The organism is Microbacterium sp. NPDC056003, assembly GCF_042274785.1.
Classification (GTDB): domain Bacteria; phylum Actinomycetota; class Actinomycetes; order Actinomycetales; family Microbacteriaceae; genus Microbacterium.
Genome location: NZ_JBHJXQ010000003.1, coordinates 364351 through 380881, shown reverse-complemented (window position 1 = coordinate 380881; position 16531 = coordinate 364351). Strand labels below are relative to the sequence as shown.

Sequence of the window (16531 nt, the reverse complement as noted above, 5' to 3'; positions counted from 1 at the left end):
CGGTCAGTTGGCGACGCTCTGGCACATCTCCCACAGCGAGCTGTCGGAGGTCACGCCCAGGCAGGGATCGAATGTGAAGACCACGAGCGTGCCGAGGACGATGAGGAAGCCCGCCGACAGCCACAGCGCCCACACCAGCACCTTGCGGGTGGTCTCGTGGCCGACGTAGTCGTTGACGATCGTGCGCATGCCGTTCGCGCCGTGGATGAGCGCGAGCCAGAGCATGATCACGTCCCACCACTGCCAGAACGGCGTGGCGAACTTCCCGGCGACGAAGGCGAAGTCGATCTGGTGGATCCCTGTGTTCGTCAGCAGGTTGATGAAGAGGTGCCCGAAGATCAGCACGATCAGCAGCACGCCCGAGACGCGCATGTAGATCCAGCCCCACTTTTCGAGGTTGGGCCCCTTGCGGCGGACGGTGGCGCGCGGGGCGCGCGGTTCGGCGATGGTGGTCATCAGTGTCCGCCTCCGATCTCGGCGAAGACGTTCATGAGGTGACGCGGAGCGAAGCCGAGCATCGTCACGGCCCAGAGTCCGAGCACGCCCCACCACAGCTGGCGCTGGTGGCGGGTGGCCCACGACCACATGTCGACCAGGATGATGCGCAGCCCGTTGTAGGCGTGGTAGGCGACCGCGCCGACCAGCGCGACCTCGCCGATACCCATCACCGGGTTCTTGTACGTGCCGATCACCGCGTCGTACGCCTCGGGGGAGACCCGGATGAGTGCCGTATCGAGGACGTGGACCAGCAGGAAGAAGAAGATCGCAATGCCGGTGATGCGGTGCAGCACCCACGACCACATGCCTTCGTTCCCGCGGTACAGAGTTCCGCGGGGGACTCGGGACGTGGTCTCGGATACCGACGGTGTGACGCGTGCTGGTGCAGACACGGCCGTCCTCCCTGAATCGAACATGGCGGGGCGGGAAACGTTGCCCCTGAGGTGGTCCGGCACTGGAGGCTCGGGCCATCGGCGTCACGCGGGCGCTTCTCCCATCCTATTGCCGGTTTGAACAGGGCGGCGACGAAGGGGAGCCTTACCGGCCGCCTTCCCGTGAGGTCCTTCCCAGGAAGAAAGAACCAAAGTTCTTTCGGACGCGCACAGCCGTCGCGGATACGCTGTTCGTCATGCCTGAACCCATCGAGGACTTCTACGCTGTGATCCCCGCGGGGGGCATCGGCAGTCGGCTGTGGCCCCTCTCGCGCGCCGATGCGCCGAAGTTCCTCCACGACCTGACCGGGTCCGGTCAGACCCTGCTGCGCGACACGTGGGATCGGCTGGAGCCGCTCGCCGGGCCCGACCGCATCGCGGTGGTGACCGGCCGCGCGCATCGCGCCGCCGTCGAGGGCGAGCTGCCGGGCATCCCCGATCTCAACGTCTTCCTGGAGTCGGAACCGCGCGACTCGACCGCTGCCATCGGTCTCGCCGCCGCGGTCCTCCTCCGCCGCGAGCCGGACGTCATCATCGGATCGTTCGCCGCCGACCATGTGATCCGCGTGCCCCACCTCTTCGACTGGGCGGTGCGCCAGGCCGTGGCCACAGCGCGCGCCGGCTACATCTGCACCATCGGCATCCAGCCGTCCGAGCCGTCAGTCGGATTCGGCTACATCCGCAAGGGGGCCGAGCTGGTCGTGGACGGCGCGCCCGAGGCGGCGCTCGTCGACAGCTTCGTCGAGAAGCCCGACCTCGACACGGCGAAGGAGTACTTCGCCGACCGCTCCTACCTGTGGAACGCCGGCATGTTCATCAGCCGGGCGGACGTGCTGCTCGGCGAGATCGCGGCGAACGAGCCCGAGCTGCACGCCGGGCTCATGGAGCTCGCCGAGGCCTGGGACGACCGCGAGCGCCGCGGTCCCGTCGTCGACCGGGTCTGGCCGGAGCTCAAGAAGATCGCGATCGACTACGCGGTGGCGGAGCCCGCCGCGGCGCGCGGCCGGCTCACCGTCATCCCGGGCCACTTCGACTGGGACGACGTGGGGGACTTCGCCAGCCTCGCCAAGCTCAACTCGCACGGACGCAAGAACGACCTGGCGATCCTCGGCGAGAATGCGCGAGTGCTGTCGGATGCCGCGAGCGGCATCGTCGTCAGTCAGACCTCGCGCGTCATCAGCCTGATCGGGGTGCGCGACATCGTCGTGGTCGACACCGACGACGCGCTGCTGGTCACCACGAGCGAGCACGCGCAGCGGGTGAAAGGCGTCGTCGACGCCCTGAAGCTCAACGGCCGCGGCGACGTCCTCTGAATCCCGCGGCGATCACGCCTCCGTCTCGCCACATTGCGTCTTTGTAACCATTCGGCACCGACCCCCCGCCGCGACTGCAAGCATCGCGTCACAGTGGGTAACTTTGTGCAGTCCCCGTGAAGGACGCGGGGCGATACAAGTGGAGGCTGAGTTGACCATCTCACGCACCAAGAAGCTCGTCGGCGTCGTCGCTGCCGCGGGCCTTCTCGTCGCCCTCGCGGGCTGTGGCTCCGCCCCGGAGGCGACCCCGACGAACTCCGAGTCCGAAGGACCCGTCGCGGTCGAGGGCTTCAAGCCCTGCCTCGTCTCGGACGACGGCGGCTTCAACGACAAGTCGTTCAACCAGTCCGCTCTGATGGGCATGGAGAAGGCCTCGGACGAGCTCGGCGTCGAGTTCATCGAGGTCGAGTCGGCTTCGGCGAACGACTACGCGCCGAACCTCGAGAACCTCGTCGCCGAAGGCTGCACGTTCATCGTGGCCGTCGGCTTCAAGCTCTCGGCCGACACGATCGCCTCGGCGACCGCGAACCCCGACATCGACTACGCGATCATCGACGACATCGCCGACGCCGACGGCGACGGCGCCCCTGACGCGGAGAACATCAAGCCGCTCCAGTTCGACACGGTCCAGGCCGCGTACCTCGGCGGCTACGCCGCGGCCGCCTGGTCGGCCGAGCAGGGCGTCAACAAGATCGGCACGTTCGGCGGCATCCCGATCCCGCCCGTCACGATCTTCATGGACGGCTTCGTCGACGGCGCCGCCAAGTACAACGAGGACAAGGGCGCCGCAGTCGAGACGTTCGGCTGGGACGTCGAGGCTCAGGAGGGCTCGTTCACCGGTGGCTTCGCCGCGAACGACACCGCCAAGCAGACCGCGCAGGGCATCCTCGACCAGGGCGTCGACGTCGTCCTGCCCGTCGGCGGCCCGATCTACCAGAGCGCCGCTGCGGCGATCACCGACGCCAGCTCGGACTCGCTGCTCATCGGCGTGGACTCCGACCTCGCCGTCGTCGACCCGTCGGTCGCCGACCTGGTGCTCTTCTCGATCATGAAGCGCATCGATGCGGCCGTGTACGACGCCACCATGCAGGCCGCGACCGGTGAGTTCGACGCGTCGCCGTACGTCGGCACGCTCGAGAACGAGGGCGTCGGCCTCTCCGGCTTCGGCGCGTTCGAGTCGGAGCTGCCCGAGGGCCTGACCGACGAGCTCGCTGCGCTGCAGGAGCAGATCATCTCGGGTGAGCTCGAGGTGACCTCGCCCAGCTCGCCCCAGCAGTGATCTCGGCGTAGTCGAACGACTGCTGACCGCGGCCGGGTGGATGAGTCCACCCGGCCGCGGTTCTTCCAGCCCGATGGAGACAGTGGATAAGGTGCACATATGAAGCTCGAGCTCCGTGGGATCACGAAGCGTTTCGGGTCCCTCGTCGCGAACGACCACATCGATCTGGTGGTCCAGCCGGGAGAGATCCACGCCCTCCTGGGCGAGAACGGCGCAGGCAAATCAACGCTGATGAACGTCCTCTACGGCCTGTACCAGGCCGATGAGGGGGAGATCCTCCTCGACGACGTCGTGCAGCACTTCCGTGGCCCCGGTGACGCGATGGCCGCCGGCATCGGCATGGTGCACCAGCACTTCATGCTCATCCCCGTCTTCACCGTCGCCGAGAACGTCATGCTCGGCCATGAGGACACCAAGGGCCTCGGCGCGCTCGATCTGCCCAAAGCCCGCCAGCACGTGCGCGACGTCGCGCAGCGCTTCGGCTTCCAGGTCGACCCCGACGCGATCGTCGGCGACCTGCCGGTCGGTGTCCAGCAGCGCGTCGAGATCATCAAGGCCCTCTCGCGCGACGCCAAGGTGCTCGTGTTCGACGAGCCGACCGCGGTGCTGACGCCGCAGGAGACCGACGAGCTCATGGCGATCATGCGCCAGCTGCGCGACGAGGGCACCTCCATCGTCTTCATCACCCACAAGCTCCGTGAGGTCCGCGCCGTCGCCGACCGCATCACCGTCATCCGGCTCGGCAAGGTCGTGGGCGAAGCGGCCCCCACGGCCACCAACGCCGAGCTGGCCTCTCTCATGGTGGGACGCGCGGTCGAGCTGACCGTGCACAAGGGCCCGCCGAAGGTCGGCGACGCCGGCGGTCTCGAGGTCAAGGACCTCCGCGTCCTCACGCCGACCGGCGCGGTCGTCGTCGACAACGTGAGCTTCGACGTCAAGCCCGGTGAGGTGGTCGCCCTCGCCGGCGTGCAGGGCAACGGTCAGACCGAACTCGTGGAGGCCATCGTCGGCCTCGCCGACCGCGCCTCCGGTTCGGTCACGCTCGACGGCGTCGAACTCATCGGCAAGAGCGTGCGCGGCATCCTCGATGAAGGCGTGGGCTTCGTGCCCGAGGACCGCACCGAGGACGGTCTCGTCGGCGGGTTCACGGTTGCTGAGAACCTGATCCTCGACCGCTCGGGCGACTCGGAGTTCGTGCGAGGCGGCACGGTCATGCGGGGCGTGCTGCACGAGTTCGCACAGGCACGCATCGCCGAGTACGACATCCGCACCCAGGGCCCTGACGTGCCCGCCGGCACGCTCTCGGGCGGCAACCAGCAGAAGGTGGTGATCGCGCGCGAGATGAGCCGCGATCTCAAGCTGCTGGTGGCTGCCCAGCCGACCCGCGGTGTGGACGTGGGCTCCATCGAGTTCATCCACACGCGCATCGTCGAGACGCGCGACTCGGGGGTGCCGGTGCTCGTGGTCTCGACCGAACTCGACGAGGTCGCCGCCCTCGCCGACCGCATCGCCGTGATGTACCGCGGCGCGATCGTCGGAATCGTACCGGGTGACACCCCGCGCGATGTTCTGGGACTGATGATGGCCGGCGAGACGCCGGGAGACGGGGTGGCCGCGTGAACGACGACGCCAAGGGGACGACGCCGGGTGCGCCGGACCCCACCAGCGGGCTTCCGCCCGAGCAGCTCCCGCCGATCTCCGGCCCGCTGACCGGGACTCCGGTCACCGCTGCCGCGCCCGTGACACCCGCGGAGTCCGCGACCCCCGCCACGGCCGACGGCGATGTTCCGCCGCCGCCGCGCCAGAACGCGTTCATCAAGGACCTGCTGCGCAGCAACTGGGTGACGACCGTCCTCGCGATCGTCGCGGCGATGATCGTCGGCGGCATTCTCATGGCCGTGACCGACGAGGACGTCCGCGCGGCATCCGCCTACTTCTTCGCCCGCCCCGGCGACACGCTCATCGCGATCTGGAACTCGGTGTACGGCGGCTATGAGGCTCTGTTCCGCGGTGCGGTGTTCAATCCGCGCGCCCCCGACTTCCTGACGCAGATCCGCCCCATCACGAACACGCTCGGCTTCGCGGCGCCGCTCATCGCCGCCGGCCTCGGTGTGGCTCTCGCGTTCCGCGTCGGCCTGTTCAACATCGGTGGTCGCGGCCAGATGCTCATCGCCGCCGCGGTGGCCGGTCTCGTGACCTTCAACCTCGACCTGCCGATGTTCATCCACCTCCCGCTCACCCTGGCCGCCGGCATCGCGGGTGGCGCGATCTGGGGTGGCATCGTCGGCGTGCTGAAGGCCCGCACCGGCGCGCACGAGGTGATCCTCACGATCATGCTCAACTACGTCGCGTTCTACCTGGTGACGTGGATGGTCCGCACTCCCGGGCTGCTGCAGCGCGCCGCCGAGGATCAGCCGATCTCGGATCCGACGCCGCCCACCGCGCAGTTCCCCGACCTCTTCGGGCCTCGCTTCCCGCTGCTCGACTGGGGCTTCCTCATCGTCATCGCCGCGACGGTGTTCGTGTGGTGGCTCGTCGAGCGGTCCAGCCTCGGCTTCCGCCTGCGTGCCGTGGGTGAGAACCCCCACGCGGCGCGCGCGGCCGGCATCTCGGTGCAGCGCATGTACATCTACGCGATGCTCTTCGCCGGAGGTCTCGCGGGTCTGGCCGCCATGAACCAGATCCAGGGCTCGGTGGTCAGCGGCTTCGACGGGTTCATCGACGCCGGCATCGGGTTCGACGCGATCACCGTCGCTCTCCTCGGTCGCAGTCGCGCGTGGGGCGTCTTCGCCGCCGGCATCCTCTTCGGCGCCCTGAAGGCGGGTTCGTTCACCATGCAGGCCTCGCAGGGCATCCCCGTCGACATCGTCCTCGTCGTGCAGTCGCTCATCGTGCTCTTCATCGCGGCCCCGCCGCTGGTGCGCGCGATCTTCTTCCTGCCGAAGACCGACGCCGAGAAGGCCGCCAAGGCGAGAGCCAAGGCCGCGAAGAAGGCGGTGGCCGCATGACCACGCTCGCCCCCGCCACCGCTGCCGACGGCACGATCCAGCTCGCGACCGTCAAGGTGCGCCACTGGAAGATGGCCATCAGCCTCGGCATCACCACGGTCCTGCTGTTCCTGCTGTTCCTCCTCGTGCCGCGCGACGGTGTGAGCACCTTCCGCCTGAGCGACCGGTCCTCGTCGCTGGAGATCCCCAACGTCAGCGTGCCGACGGCCGCCACCAGCTGGGGAGTGCTGGTGGTGCTCGTGCTGCTCACACTGTGGGCGGTCTGGAACGCCTGGTCCTACCGCCGGACGGGCGTGTGGCTGCCGATCGTCTACGGCGTCCTGGCGATCTTCGCCTTCCTCACCTGGGCTGCGGCCGGTGGTCTCGTGCCCGTCACCGGCCTGCTGTTCGGCGCCGTGTCGCTCTCGGTGCCGCTGATCTTCGGCGCGCTGGGCGGTGTCATCGGCGAGCGGGTAGGTGTGGTCAACGTCGCGATCGAGGGTCAGTTCCTTCTCGGCGCGTTCAGCGCGGCGCTGATCTCGAGCATCACGGGCAACCCGTTCGTGGGCCTCCTCGGTGCGATGGTCGGCGGTGTGCTGGTGGCGTTCGTGCTCGCCGCCTTCTCGATCAAGTACCTGGTCGACCAGGTGATCGTCGGTGTGGTGCTCAACGTGCTCGTGACCGGTCTCACCGGGTTCCTCTACGGCGCACTGCTCGTGCCGAACGAGGCGACGCTCAACCGCCCGATCCGGTTCACGCGCATGGAGATCCCGCTCCTGGGCGACATCCCGATCATCGGACCCGTGCTGTTCAACCAGACGTTCATCGTCTACCTGATGTACATCACGGTCGGTGTGGTGGCATGGGGCCTGTACCGCACCCGGTGGGGCCTGCGCCTCCGTGCCGTCGGCGAGCACCCGCAGGCCGCCGACACCGTCGGCATCAAGGTGAACACGAGCCGGTTCTGGAACGTCTCGCTCGCGGGTGCGATCGCCGGCATCGGCGGCGCGTTCTTCACCCTCGTGTCGGTCGGCCAGTTCACGAAGGAGATGACCGCCGGACTCGGCTTCATCGCCCTCGCCGCTGTCATCTTCGGTCGCTGGGATCCGATCCGTGCCACCCTCGCGGCGCTCCTCTTCGGATTCGCGACGAACCTGCAGAACCTGCTCACGGTCCTCAAGACGCCGATCCCGAGCGAGTTCATGCTGATGCTGCCGTACCTGGTGACCATCATCGCGGTGGCCGGATTCGCCGGGCAGATCCGCGGTCCCGCTGCGGCGGGCAAGCCCTACATCAAGGGCTGACCGAGGATGCAGGCATCCGACCCTCCTGATACCGCTGTAGAGAAAGGCCGTCCGTGACCGACATCGACTGGGATGAGCTGCGGGCGGCCGCGACCGACGCCATGAAGCGCGCCTACGCGCCGTACTCGCGCTACAAGGTGGGCGCCGCCGCGCTGGTGACCGACGGACGCATCGTGACCGGCTGCAACGTCGAGAATGCGTCGTACGGCGTGACGCTGTGCGCCGAGTGCGGGCTCGTGAGCGAGCTCGCGATGTCGGGCGGAGGCAGCCTGGTCGCGTTCGTGTGCGTGAACGGCGAAGGCCACACGATCATGCCGTGCGGGCGCTGCCGTCAGCTGCTGTACGAGTTCGCGATCCCCGGGATGCTGCTCGAGACGGTGTCGGGCATCCGCACGATCGACGAGGTGCTGCCCGACGCGTTCGGACCGCGCGATCTGGAGGAGGCCGCGCGATGAGCACGGTGGAGCCGTTCGACGCCGTCGATGTCATCCGGGCGAAGCGCGACGGGGGAGCAGTCCCCGGCGACGCGCTGCGCTGGATGGTCGATGCCTACACCCGCGGCTACGTGGCCGACTCGCAGATGGCCTCGTTCGCGATGGCGGTGCTCCTCAACGGCATGACGCGCGAGGAGATCCGCGTCATGACCGACGCGATGATCGCCTCGGGCGAGCGCATGAGCTTCGCCGGACTCGGCAAGCCCACGGTCGACAAGCACTCCACCGGCGGGGTCGGCGACAAGATCACGCTGCCCCTCGCTCCGCTCGTCGCGGCCTTCGGCGTCGCCGTGCCCCAGCTCTCGGGCCGCGGGCTCGGCCACACCGGTGGCACGCTCGACAAGCTGGAGTCCATCCCCGGCTGGACGGCCGCCCTTTCGAACGATGAGCTGTTCGCACAGCTGCGCGACGTCGGCGCCGTCATCTGCGCCGCCGGATCAGGGCTCGCCCCCGCCGACAAGAAGCTCTACGCGCTGCGCGACGTGACCGGCACCGTGGAGGCGATCCCGCTGATCGCGTCGAGCATCATGTCGAAGAAGATCGCCGAGGGCACCGACTCGCTCGTGCTCGACGTGAAGTTCGGCTCCGGCGCCTTCATGCGCGACGTCGACAAGGCGCGCGAACTCGCCCGCACGATGGTGGCCCTGGGCACGGACTCGGGCGTGGCCACCACCGCGCTGCTCACCGACATGAACACTCCGCTCGGCCTCGCGATCGGCAATGCGAACGAGGTGCGCGAGTCGGTGGAGGTGCTCGCCGGCGGCGGGCCGGCCGATGTCGTCGAACTCACCGTGGCCCTCGCGCGCGAGATGCTCGCGCTCGCCGGCCAGCCCGACGCCGACGTCGAGGCCGCGCTCAAGGACGGCCGTGCGATGGACGTCTGGCGCCGGATGATCCGTGCGCAGGATGGGGATCCGGATGCCGCGCTCCCCGCGCCGGCCGACACGCACACCGTCACCGCCTCCGAGGCCGGGTTCGTCACCGAGATGCATGCGCTGCCCTTGGGGATCGCCGCCTGGCGCCTCGGCGCCGGCCGCGCGCGGGCCGAGGATCCGGTCATGCACGCAGCGGGCATCGACCTGCACGTCAAGCCGGGCGACGCCGTGACCGTCGGCCAGCCGCTGTTCACGCTGCTGGGCCACGACGACACCCGGTTCGAGCGGGCGCTCGACGCGCTCGACGGCGCGTGGCAGGTAGGCGCCGAAGCCCCGGACGCGACCCCGCTCGTGCTCGAGCGCATCACCGCCTGAGCCGAGGCATCGGCCCCGACGCCCCACCCAGCCGCCCATTCCCGAGGAGACACACATGCCCATCGACCAGCACGGAGATGCCCTCCTCGACGGAGCCTCGATCCGCGACCTGCCGAAGGTCTCGCTGCACGACCACCTCGACGGCGGCGTGCGGCCGGCGACGATCATCGAACTCGCCGATGCGGCCGGGGTCGAGGTGCCCGAGTCCGACGCCGACGACCTCGCGGACTGGTTCGCCGAGAAGAGCGACTCCGGATCCCTGGTCGAGTACCTCAAGACCTTCGACCTCACGACGGCCGTGATGCAGACGCGCGAGGGGCTCACGCGCGTCGCGCGCGAGTTCGTCGAGGATCTCGCCGCCGACGGCGTGATCTACGGCGAGGTGCGCTGGGCCCCCGAGCAGCACCTGTCGCGCGGACTGTCGCTCGACGAGGTGGTCGCGGCCGTGCAGGAGGGGATCGAAGAGGGTGAGGATGCCGCGGAGCGCGCGGGTCGCGACATCCGCGTCGGCCAGCTCATCACTGCGATGCGCCACACCGACCGGTCGCTCGAGATCGCGAAGCTCGCCGTCGACTGGCGCACGCGCGGCGCCGTCGGCTTCGACATCGCCGGACCTGAGGACGGCTTCCCCGCCTCGAACCACCGCGAGGCGTTCGACTACCTCGCGTCGCAGTTCTTCCCGTCGACCGTGCACGCCGGTGAGGCTGCCGGGCTCGACTCGATCCGCTCGGCGCTGCTCGACGGTCGTGCCCTGCGCCTCGGTCACGGCGTGCGCATCGCCGAGGACCTCGAGGTCGTCTCGCGGGCCGGTGAAGAGGTGCTCGTGCAGTTCGGCGACCTGGCCCGCTGGGTGCGCGATCGCGAGATCACCCTCGAGCTGTCGCCGTCGTCGAACCTGCAGACCGGCGCGATCTCGGCGTGGGGCACGACGATGGAGGACCACCCCTTCGACCTGCTCTATCAGTTGGGGTTCTCCGTGACGGTGAACGTGGACAACCGCACGATGAGCCGCACCTCGCTCACGCGGGAGCTGGCCCTGCTGGCGGAGACCTTCGACTACGGCCTCGACGACCTCGAATCGTTCCAGCTCAACGCGGCCGCAGGCGCGTTCCTGCCGGTCGAGGAGCGCGAGGAGCTCATCGAACTCATCGCCGAGGGCTTCGGAGACTAGATGCCCTGACCCGCGGGCGGTTCGCCTGCCGCCGCCGCGCGCGGCTGCCGCCGCCGCGCGCCCGCCGCCGGCGCGGCGCGCGGCGTCGCGCGGCGTCGCGGTGCCGCGGGCCCTGGCCTGCCTTCGCCCAGATCAGGAGATCTGACGTACGCAGGACGTTCTGACGCGAAACGTCCTGTCTCCGCCAGATCTCCTGATTTCAGCGACAGCCGAGGGAAGGGATGCCGCAGCCCGGCGCCGGCCGCCCGGCGCCTGCCGCCGTCGCGCGCGGCGGCGCGCGGCGGTTGTGGCCCTCGCGGCCCTGGCCTGCCTTCGCCCAGATCAGGAGATCTCGCGTACGCAGGACGTTCTGACGCGAAACGTCCTGTCTCCGCCAGATCTCCTGATTTCAGCGACAGCCGAGGGGAGGGATGCCGCAGCCCGGCGCCCGGCGCCTGGCGCCTGCCGCGGCCCGTCGCGGTCGCCGCCGCCGCGGGCGGCGCCTGCCCCCGCGGGCGCCGCGGGCCCCGCCTGCCTTCGCCCAGATCAGGAGATCTGGCGTACGCAGGACGTTCTGACGCGAATCGTCCTGTCTCCGCCAGATCTCCTGATCTCAGCGACGGAGGAGGGGAAGGATGCCGCGGCCCGAGGCTCAGCGCCGCGCGACGCCGGGGTGCGTCTCGAGGTAGGCCTCGAAGGCCTCGGCCGAGGTCTTCGTCGGGGTGAAGCCGAAGTCGCGCTTGAGCGCTTCGTTGGCGAGCACCGGGCGGTAGCGGAGGAAGCCGACCTGTTCGGGTCCGTGGACGGTGAGGCGCAGCATCCGTCCCACGCGCAGCGCGAAGGCGAGGACGCCCGCCGGCACGGTGAGCAGCGGCTTGCCGAGTCGCCGGGCGATCTCGTGCACGGTGAGCTTCCCGTCGCCGGCGACGTTGTAGATGCCGGCGGGCCCGTCCGTCGCGGCGCGCACCATGGCGGCGGCGACGTCGTCGACCCACACGAACACGAAGGGCGAGTCCGAGCCGCGCACCGCGAGGACGCGCGGGCCGTCCCAGAGCGCCGTGATCTGGTTCTGCACGGTCGGGCCGAGGATCGTGCCGATGCGGAACACGACCTGCTCGAGCTCGGGAGCGATGCGCCGGCGCTCGGCGAGCATCTCCTCGACCAGGCGCTTGTGCTTCGAGTACGGGAACTCGTCGTTGCCGCGGATCGCGTCGGTCTCACGCAGCCACTCCGGGTTGTCGGGGTGGTAGCCGTACGCCGCGCCCGACGACGAGACGACGACGCGGCGAACGCCCGCCGCGACGCATGCGTCGAGCACGTGCTGCGATCCCTCGACGTCCACGCGGTATTCGAGGTCGTGGTCGCGGCCCGGGTTCACGATCGCGGCGAGGTGCACGACCACGTCGATGCCGTGGCGCTCCAGCAACGGCACGAGGCCCGACGCCCGGGTGACGTCGCAGTCGTCGTAGACGACTCCCTCCAGCGGATGCTCCGGCCGGCGCACGTCGCCGGCGACGACGAGCTCGACATCGGGGTGCGCCACGAGGGCGGCGGCGACGTTGGATCCGAGGAAGCCCGCTCCGCCGGTGACGAGGACGCGAACGCTCACGATGCCGGTCCCGCGGCGGCGTCGGGCGCGGCTGCGACGTTGGATCCGAGGAAGCCCGCTCCGCCGGTGACGAGCACGCGAACGCTCACGATGCCGGTCCCGCGGCGGCATCGGGCGCGGCGGCGTCACCCGCGGCGGCGTCACCGGCGGCGGCGTCACCGGCAGCGCCGTCACGCGCGGCGGCGTCACCCGCCGCGGTGCCCGCAGCGCCGTAACCCGCGGCGTGGTGAGCCGAGGCATCCCGGCCCACCGCGTGCCGGGTCGCGTCGCCCTTCGAGCTGCCGGTGCGCTTCCTCGTGTGCCGCGCCCACAGGGCGGCGACGATCAGGCCGGCGATGATGTCCCAGATGCCCCACCAGCCGGCCACGATGGCCATGCCGCCGAGTCCGCCGAAGAAGGCGAAGACGAGGCCGAGCCCGAGGCCGGCGTTGCGGATGCCGACCTCGAACGTCATCGCCTTGCGCTCGCGGGTGCCGAGCCCGCCCACGACCGCGGTGCTGTAGCCGATGGCGAGGGCGACGGCGTCGTGGATCGTCACGACGAGCACGATGATGCCGAGGAAGGCTACGAAATAGGCCCAGTTGCCGGCCAGCGCAGCGACGATGAAGCCGACGAGTGCGAGAAGCGAGAACCACTTGACGAACGGCTGCACGCGCACGGCGAAGCGCTCGAACCGGTTGCGGATGAGCAGGCCCGCCGCGAAGGGCAGCCCGATGATGAGGAAGATGTCGAGCAGCATCGCCCACGCGTTGAGCTCGACCGCCTCGAGCAGCGTCGAGGCGGTCGGGTGCAGCGAGCCCCAGAACGCGACACTGAGCGGCAGCGCGAAGATGTAGATCACGTTCGACACGGCCGTCATCGACACCGACAGGGCGACGTTGCCGCCCGAGCGGTGGGTGAGCACCTGCGAGATGTTGCCGGGCGGGCAGCACGCCACGAGGATCATGCCCAGCGCCATGGAGGGCGTCACCGGAAGGATCAGCGTCAACCCGAACGTGACGGCCGGCAGCACGAGCAGCTGCGCGAGGATCGCGATGACGAACGGCTTCGGCTTGCGGGCGACGACCTTGAAATCGTCGACCGTGGTGTCGAGCGCGATGCCGAACATGATCAGTCCGAGGACCACGTTCAGGATGACGAGGGTCCCGGGATTGAAGTTCAGGACGATGTCGTCGGGATTCATGCGGGCACCTTCTTCGACCGGCGACGAGATGAGCGGATGCCGCGCCCCGGCGCCGCGTCGCGTGCGTCGCCGCGGAGCGCGGTGGTCGCCGCGCGCACGGCGCGGCGGTAGGCGTCCTTGTTCACGTAGTACGACATGCGCTCGAGTCCGAGGTACTTGTAGCCGCCGGTGAGGTCGGGCCACGGCTCGCTCGTCGCGCGGCGGCGGAACTCTGCCGCGCGACCGGGGTCGCGCTCCAGCGCGGCGAGGTACTCCGCGATCAGCTCGGCCTGCTCGTAGCGGCCCTGCCAGCCGATGCCCGAGGCCTCGATCATGCCCATGACGTACAGCCCGTTGAACGACGGCGGGAAGACGTTGAGGAAGAGCTCGGGCGACCACCCGGTCCAGTGCAGCGCCCCGCGGTCGACGAAGGGGTAGTCGAGCGTGTAGCCGGTCGCGAGGAGCACGAGGTCGTACTCGCCGCTGGAGCCGTCGCGGAAGTGCACGGTGCGGCCGTCGAAGCGGTCGACGTCGGGGCGGATCCGCAGGTCGCCCTGGCCGAGGTGGTTGAGGATCAGCGTGTTGACGATCGGATGCGATTCGTAGAGCCGGTAATCGGGCTTCGGGAAGCCGAACCGCACCGGGTCGCCGGTGAACGCCTGCAGCACCCTCTTGTCCACGAACTGCTTGATCCGCGCGGGGAGGGGTCGCCCCTGATTGAGGGTGTCGCTCGGCTTGCCGAACAGGTACCGCGGCACGAAGTAGTACCCCCGGCGCACGCTCATGTCGACGGATGCCGCGTGGTGCACGGCGTCGACCGCGATGTCGCAGCCGGAGTTGCCCGCCCCGATGATGAGCACGCGCTTGCCGGTGAGCTGGCTCGCGGTCTTGTACGCGCTGGTGTGCAGCAGCTCGCCGGTGAACTCGCCGCGGAAGGTCGGGACGTTGGGCTCGGCGAGGGTGCCGTTCGCGAGGATCACGCCGTCGTAGCGCTCGGCGACAGGGCCGTGGGGGGAGTCGGCGCGCAGCATCCATTCGCCGTCATCGTCGCGCGTGAGCGAGGTGACCTTCGTCTCGAACCGGAACCGCTCGGTGAGGCGGAATCGGTCCGCGAAGTCGCGGAAGTAGCGGATGAGCGTGCGATGGCTCGGGTAGTCGGCGTCGGTGTCCATCGGGAACTCGGCGAACTCCGTGGTGGTGCGCGACGAGATGAGGTGCGCGGACTCGTACATGGTCGAGCGCGGGTTCTCGATGTCCCACAGGCCCCCGACGCCGCGGGATGCCTCGTATCCGTCGAACTCGATGCCCGCCTTCTGGAGGGCGCGCGCGGCGGACAGTCCCGATGGACCGGCGCCGATGATGGCATAGCGAAGCTCGCTCATTCGTCTCCCACACGTCATTGTGTCGGCGTGACGACGCCGACCCCAGCGAAGAAACACTAAACGTTAGTCGGCATTAACCGAAATCGGATCCGATCAGGGGCGATGCCGTCAGGACAACAGTGCCAGGATGCCGCGCACGAGCACCACCGTGGCGCCCGCCCACGCGATGGCGAGCATCGCCGTCCGTGCGATGCCCGGCGCGACGTGGCGACTCAGAATCGTTCCGATCGCGATCCCGCCGGCCGTGGCGGCCACGAGTGTCCAGACATCGGGAACGGGGGATGCCGGCAGCCCGCGCAGTGCGACCGAGACGACGCTGAACACGGCGAAGATCACCTGCACGCTCGCGGCGAACCGGCGTTGAGGCCACCCGTCGCCGACCGCGTATGCGGCGAGCGGAGGGCCGGACAGCCCGCTCGCGACGTGCATGAACCCCGCCGCCGAACCCGCGACGACGGCGCCCGTCCGGCCGCGCAGTGGGGCGGACAGCGCCGGCATCCGGCCGGCGAGCAGGGCGAAGTACGCCATGGCGGCGATGAGCAGGAGCAGTGCCGGCTCGGGCAGGACGCGCACGAGCAGGGCGCCGAATGGAGCGGCGAGCAGCCCCGGCCAGATGAGCCACCAGGCGCGACGCCATTCGATCTGCTTCCACACCAGAGGGATGGCCGTGAGCGACGCGACGAGCGCGAGCAGCACGCCGATCGTCACGCCCTCGAGTGGGCCGTAGAGCAGCACGATCGGCCCGACCAGCACCAGGACGAAGCCCAGCCCGGTGATGCGCTGGATGACGGCCGAGACGAACGCGGCGGCGCACGCGAGGACGAGCGTCACTGCGCGAACTCCTCCGCGAACGACACCAGCAGCGCCGACAGCGCGGCATCCATCTCTGCGTCCGAGATCGTGGGCGTGCCGTCTCCTGCCTGCGGGCCGTAGTCGCCGAAGGACGCGTGGCTGGCGCCGTCGATCACCTCCATGCGTGCGTCCTCGGGCAGGAGCGGCCGGGCGTCGGCGATCTTCTCTGGAGTGGAGAGGCCGTCCTCGCTTCCTGCGATGCTGATCACGGGCAGCCCGGAGTCGGACAGGTCGTTCGCGCAGTACGAGCCGAACAGAACGAGGGCCTCGGCATCGGTCGCGAGCTGGCAGGCGCGCACGCCGCCGAGCGAATGGCCCCCCACCGCCCACGTGTCGATCCCGGGCACGAGCTCGGTGAACGCCGACAGTGGCCGCAGGTCGAAGAACGCGAGGTTCAGCCACGGCTTCGTGATCACCACGGTGACGTTCGCCTCCTCGACCACGCCCGCGAGGTTGTTCGCGTACGCCCACGGATCGACCTTCGCGCCCGGCACGAAGACGAGCCCCGTGTCGGACGCGCCGGCGGCGGGCTCCATCACGATCGCGCCCGACGTGTCGGTGATCTCGATCGCGGCGTTCGCTTTCACTTCTGCGAGCGGCTCCGGCTCGGCCGCCATGACTCCGACCTGACTCCAGATCAGGATGCCGACGACGGCGAGCAGGAGCAGGGCGCCGACCGACCCGAGGATCCACCACAGCACTCGCAGCCCGCGCCGGCGCGAGCGTGGTGTCCCGGAGGGGGCGGCGGAGGAGTCGGGCGAGGACGAAGCGGTCACCAGAAGAGCGTAATCGCGCGCGGGGATCCCTCCGCGCTGCGCGG

15 protein-coding genes are annotated in these 16531 nt (G+C 69.7%); 8 read left to right on the top strand and 7 right to left on the bottom strand.

The genetic code is table 11. From position 1 onward, the window contains the following. Positions 1 to 3: 3 nt before the first annotated feature. Both ACFC1W_RS14125 and sdhC read right to left on the bottom strand, forming a co-directional pair. Positions 4 to 456, bottom strand: coding sequence for a succinate dehydrogenase hydrophobic membrane anchor subunit (locus ACFC1W_RS14125; RefSeq protein WP_375993716.1), 453 nt, complete (start codon positions 454 to 456; stop codon positions 4 to 6). Continuing rightward, entirely contained in the window at positions 456 to 890 is a 435-nt protein-coding gene (gene sdhC / locus ACFC1W_RS14120) for a succinate dehydrogenase, cytochrome b556 subunit (protein WP_241112419.1), read from the bottom strand. The genes ACFC1W_RS14125 and sdhC overlap by 1 nt, the downstream gene beginning before the upstream one ends. 236 nt (positions 891 to 1126) lie before the next feature. On the opposite strand from sdhC, the gene ACFC1W_RS14115 reads away from it, so the two are divergent. From ACFC1W_RS14115 to ACFC1W_RS14080, 8 genes are all read left to right on the top strand, one after another. Beyond that, a complete protein-coding gene (locus ACFC1W_RS14115) occupies positions 1127 to 2242 on the top strand; it encodes a mannose-1-phosphate guanylyltransferase (RefSeq protein WP_375993713.1) in 1116 nt (371 codons plus the stop codon). A 151-nt stretch (positions 2243 to 2393) separates the two neighbouring features. After that, positions 2394 to 3521, top strand: a complete 1128-nt coding sequence (locus ACFC1W_RS14110) for a BMP family protein (RefSeq protein WP_375993710.1) — start codon at positions 2394 to 2396, stop codon at positions 3519 to 3521. 99 nt (positions 3522 to 3620) lie between these two features. Beyond that, on the top strand, positions 3621 to 5141 hold the full coding sequence (locus ACFC1W_RS14105; protein WP_375993708.1) for an ABC transporter ATP-binding protein: 1521 nt from the start codon (positions 3621 to 3623) through the stop codon (positions 5139 to 5141). After that, positions 5138 to 6529, top strand: coding sequence for an ABC transporter permease (locus ACFC1W_RS14100; RefSeq protein ID WP_375993706.1), 1392 nt, complete (start codon positions 5138 to 5140; stop codon positions 6527 to 6529). The genes ACFC1W_RS14105 and ACFC1W_RS14100 overlap by 4 nt, the downstream gene beginning before the upstream one ends. Then, positions 6526 to 7812, top strand: coding sequence for an ABC transporter permease (locus tag ACFC1W_RS14095; RefSeq protein WP_375993704.1), 1287 nt, complete (start codon positions 6526 to 6528; stop codon positions 7810 to 7812). Before ACFC1W_RS14100 ends, ACFC1W_RS14095 begins: the two co-directional genes overlap by 4 nt. A 53-nt stretch (positions 7813 to 7865) precedes the next feature. Continuing rightward, the gene (locus tag ACFC1W_RS14090) at positions 7866 to 8267 is read left to right on the top strand and encodes a cytidine deaminase (protein ID WP_241112413.1); all 402 of its coding nucleotides are present in this window, start codon (positions 7866 to 7868) and stop codon (positions 8265 to 8267) included. Further along, complete coding sequence (locus ACFC1W_RS14085) at positions 8264 to 9556, top strand: thymidine phosphorylase (protein ID WP_375993701.1); 1293 nt, start codon at positions 8264 to 8266, stop codon at positions 9554 to 9556. The genes ACFC1W_RS14090 and ACFC1W_RS14085 overlap by 4 nt, the downstream gene beginning before the upstream one ends. 55 nt (positions 9557 to 9611) lie before the next feature. After that, positions 9612 to 10727 (top strand): adenosine deaminase, encoded by a 1116-nt coding sequence (locus ACFC1W_RS14080; protein WP_375993699.1) that lies wholly within the window; start codon positions 9612 to 9614, stop codon positions 10725 to 10727. A gap of 631 nt (positions 10728 to 11358) precedes the next feature. On the opposite strand, the gene ACFC1W_RS14075 is transcribed toward ACFC1W_RS14080, so the two are convergent. The 5 genes from ACFC1W_RS14075 to ACFC1W_RS14055 form a co-directional block, all read right to left on the bottom strand. After that, positions 11359 to 12315 (bottom strand): SDR family oxidoreductase, encoded by a 957-nt coding sequence (locus ACFC1W_RS14075; RefSeq protein WP_375993696.1) that lies wholly within the window; start codon positions 12313 to 12315, stop codon positions 11359 to 11361. Between the two features lie 85 nt (positions 12316 to 12400). Further along, positions 12401 to 13498 (bottom strand): bile acid:sodium symporter family protein, encoded by a 1098-nt coding sequence (locus ACFC1W_RS14070; RefSeq protein ID WP_375993694.1) that lies wholly within the window; start codon positions 13496 to 13498, stop codon positions 12401 to 12403. After that, positions 13495 to 14859 (bottom strand): flavin-containing monooxygenase, encoded by a 1365-nt coding sequence (locus ACFC1W_RS14065; protein ID WP_375993691.1) that lies wholly within the window; start codon positions 14857 to 14859, stop codon positions 13495 to 13497. Before ACFC1W_RS14065 ends, ACFC1W_RS14070 begins: the two co-directional genes overlap by 4 nt. Positions 14860 to 14967: 108 nt before the next feature. Further along, complete coding sequence (locus tag ACFC1W_RS14060) at positions 14968 to 15690, bottom strand: TSUP family transporter (protein ID WP_375993688.1); 723 nt, start codon at positions 15688 to 15690, stop codon at positions 14968 to 14970. Then, positions 15687 to 16487: an alpha/beta hydrolase gene (locus tag ACFC1W_RS14055; protein ID WP_375993685.1), complete on the bottom strand. Its 801-nt coding sequence runs from the start codon at positions 16485 to 16487 to the stop codon at positions 15687 to 15689. The genes ACFC1W_RS14060 and ACFC1W_RS14055 overlap by 4 nt, the downstream gene beginning before the upstream one ends. Positions 16488 to 16531: the final 44 nt, after the last annotated feature.

What these genes read in the sequence shown, in the direction of transcription:
- ACFC1W_RS14105 (WP_375993708.1), top strand. Translation starts at nt 3,621, where the DNA reads ATGAAGCTCGAGCTCCGTGGGATCACGAAGCGTTTCGGGTCCCTCGTC.
- ACFC1W_RS14115 (WP_375993713.1), top strand. Translation starts at nt 1,127, where the DNA reads ATGCCTGAACCCATCGAGGACTTCTACGCTGTGATCCCCGCGGGGGGC.
- ACFC1W_RS14070 (WP_375993694.1), bottom strand. Translation starts at nt 13,498, where the DNA reads ATGAATCCCGACGACATCGTCCTGAACTTCAATCCCGGGACCCTCGTC.
- ACFC1W_RS14065 (WP_375993691.1), bottom strand. Translation starts at nt 14,859, where the DNA reads ATGAGCGAGCTTCGCTATGCCATCATCGGCGCCGGTCCATCGGGACTG.
- ACFC1W_RS14095 (WP_375993704.1), top strand. Translation starts at nt 6,526, where the DNA reads ATGACCACGCTCGCCCCCGCCACCGCTGCCGACGGCACGATCCAGCTC.
- ACFC1W_RS14125 (WP_375993716.1), bottom strand. Translation starts at nt 456, where the DNA reads ATGACCACCATCGCCGAACCGCGCGCCCCGCGCGCCACCGTCCGCCGC.
- ACFC1W_RS14085 (WP_375993701.1), top strand. Translation starts at nt 8,264, where the DNA reads ATGAGCACGGTGGAGCCGTTCGACGCCGTCGATGTCATCCGGGCGAAG.
- ACFC1W_RS14080 (WP_375993699.1), top strand. Translation starts at nt 9,612, where the DNA reads ATGCCCATCGACCAGCACGGAGATGCCCTCCTCGACGGAGCCTCGATC.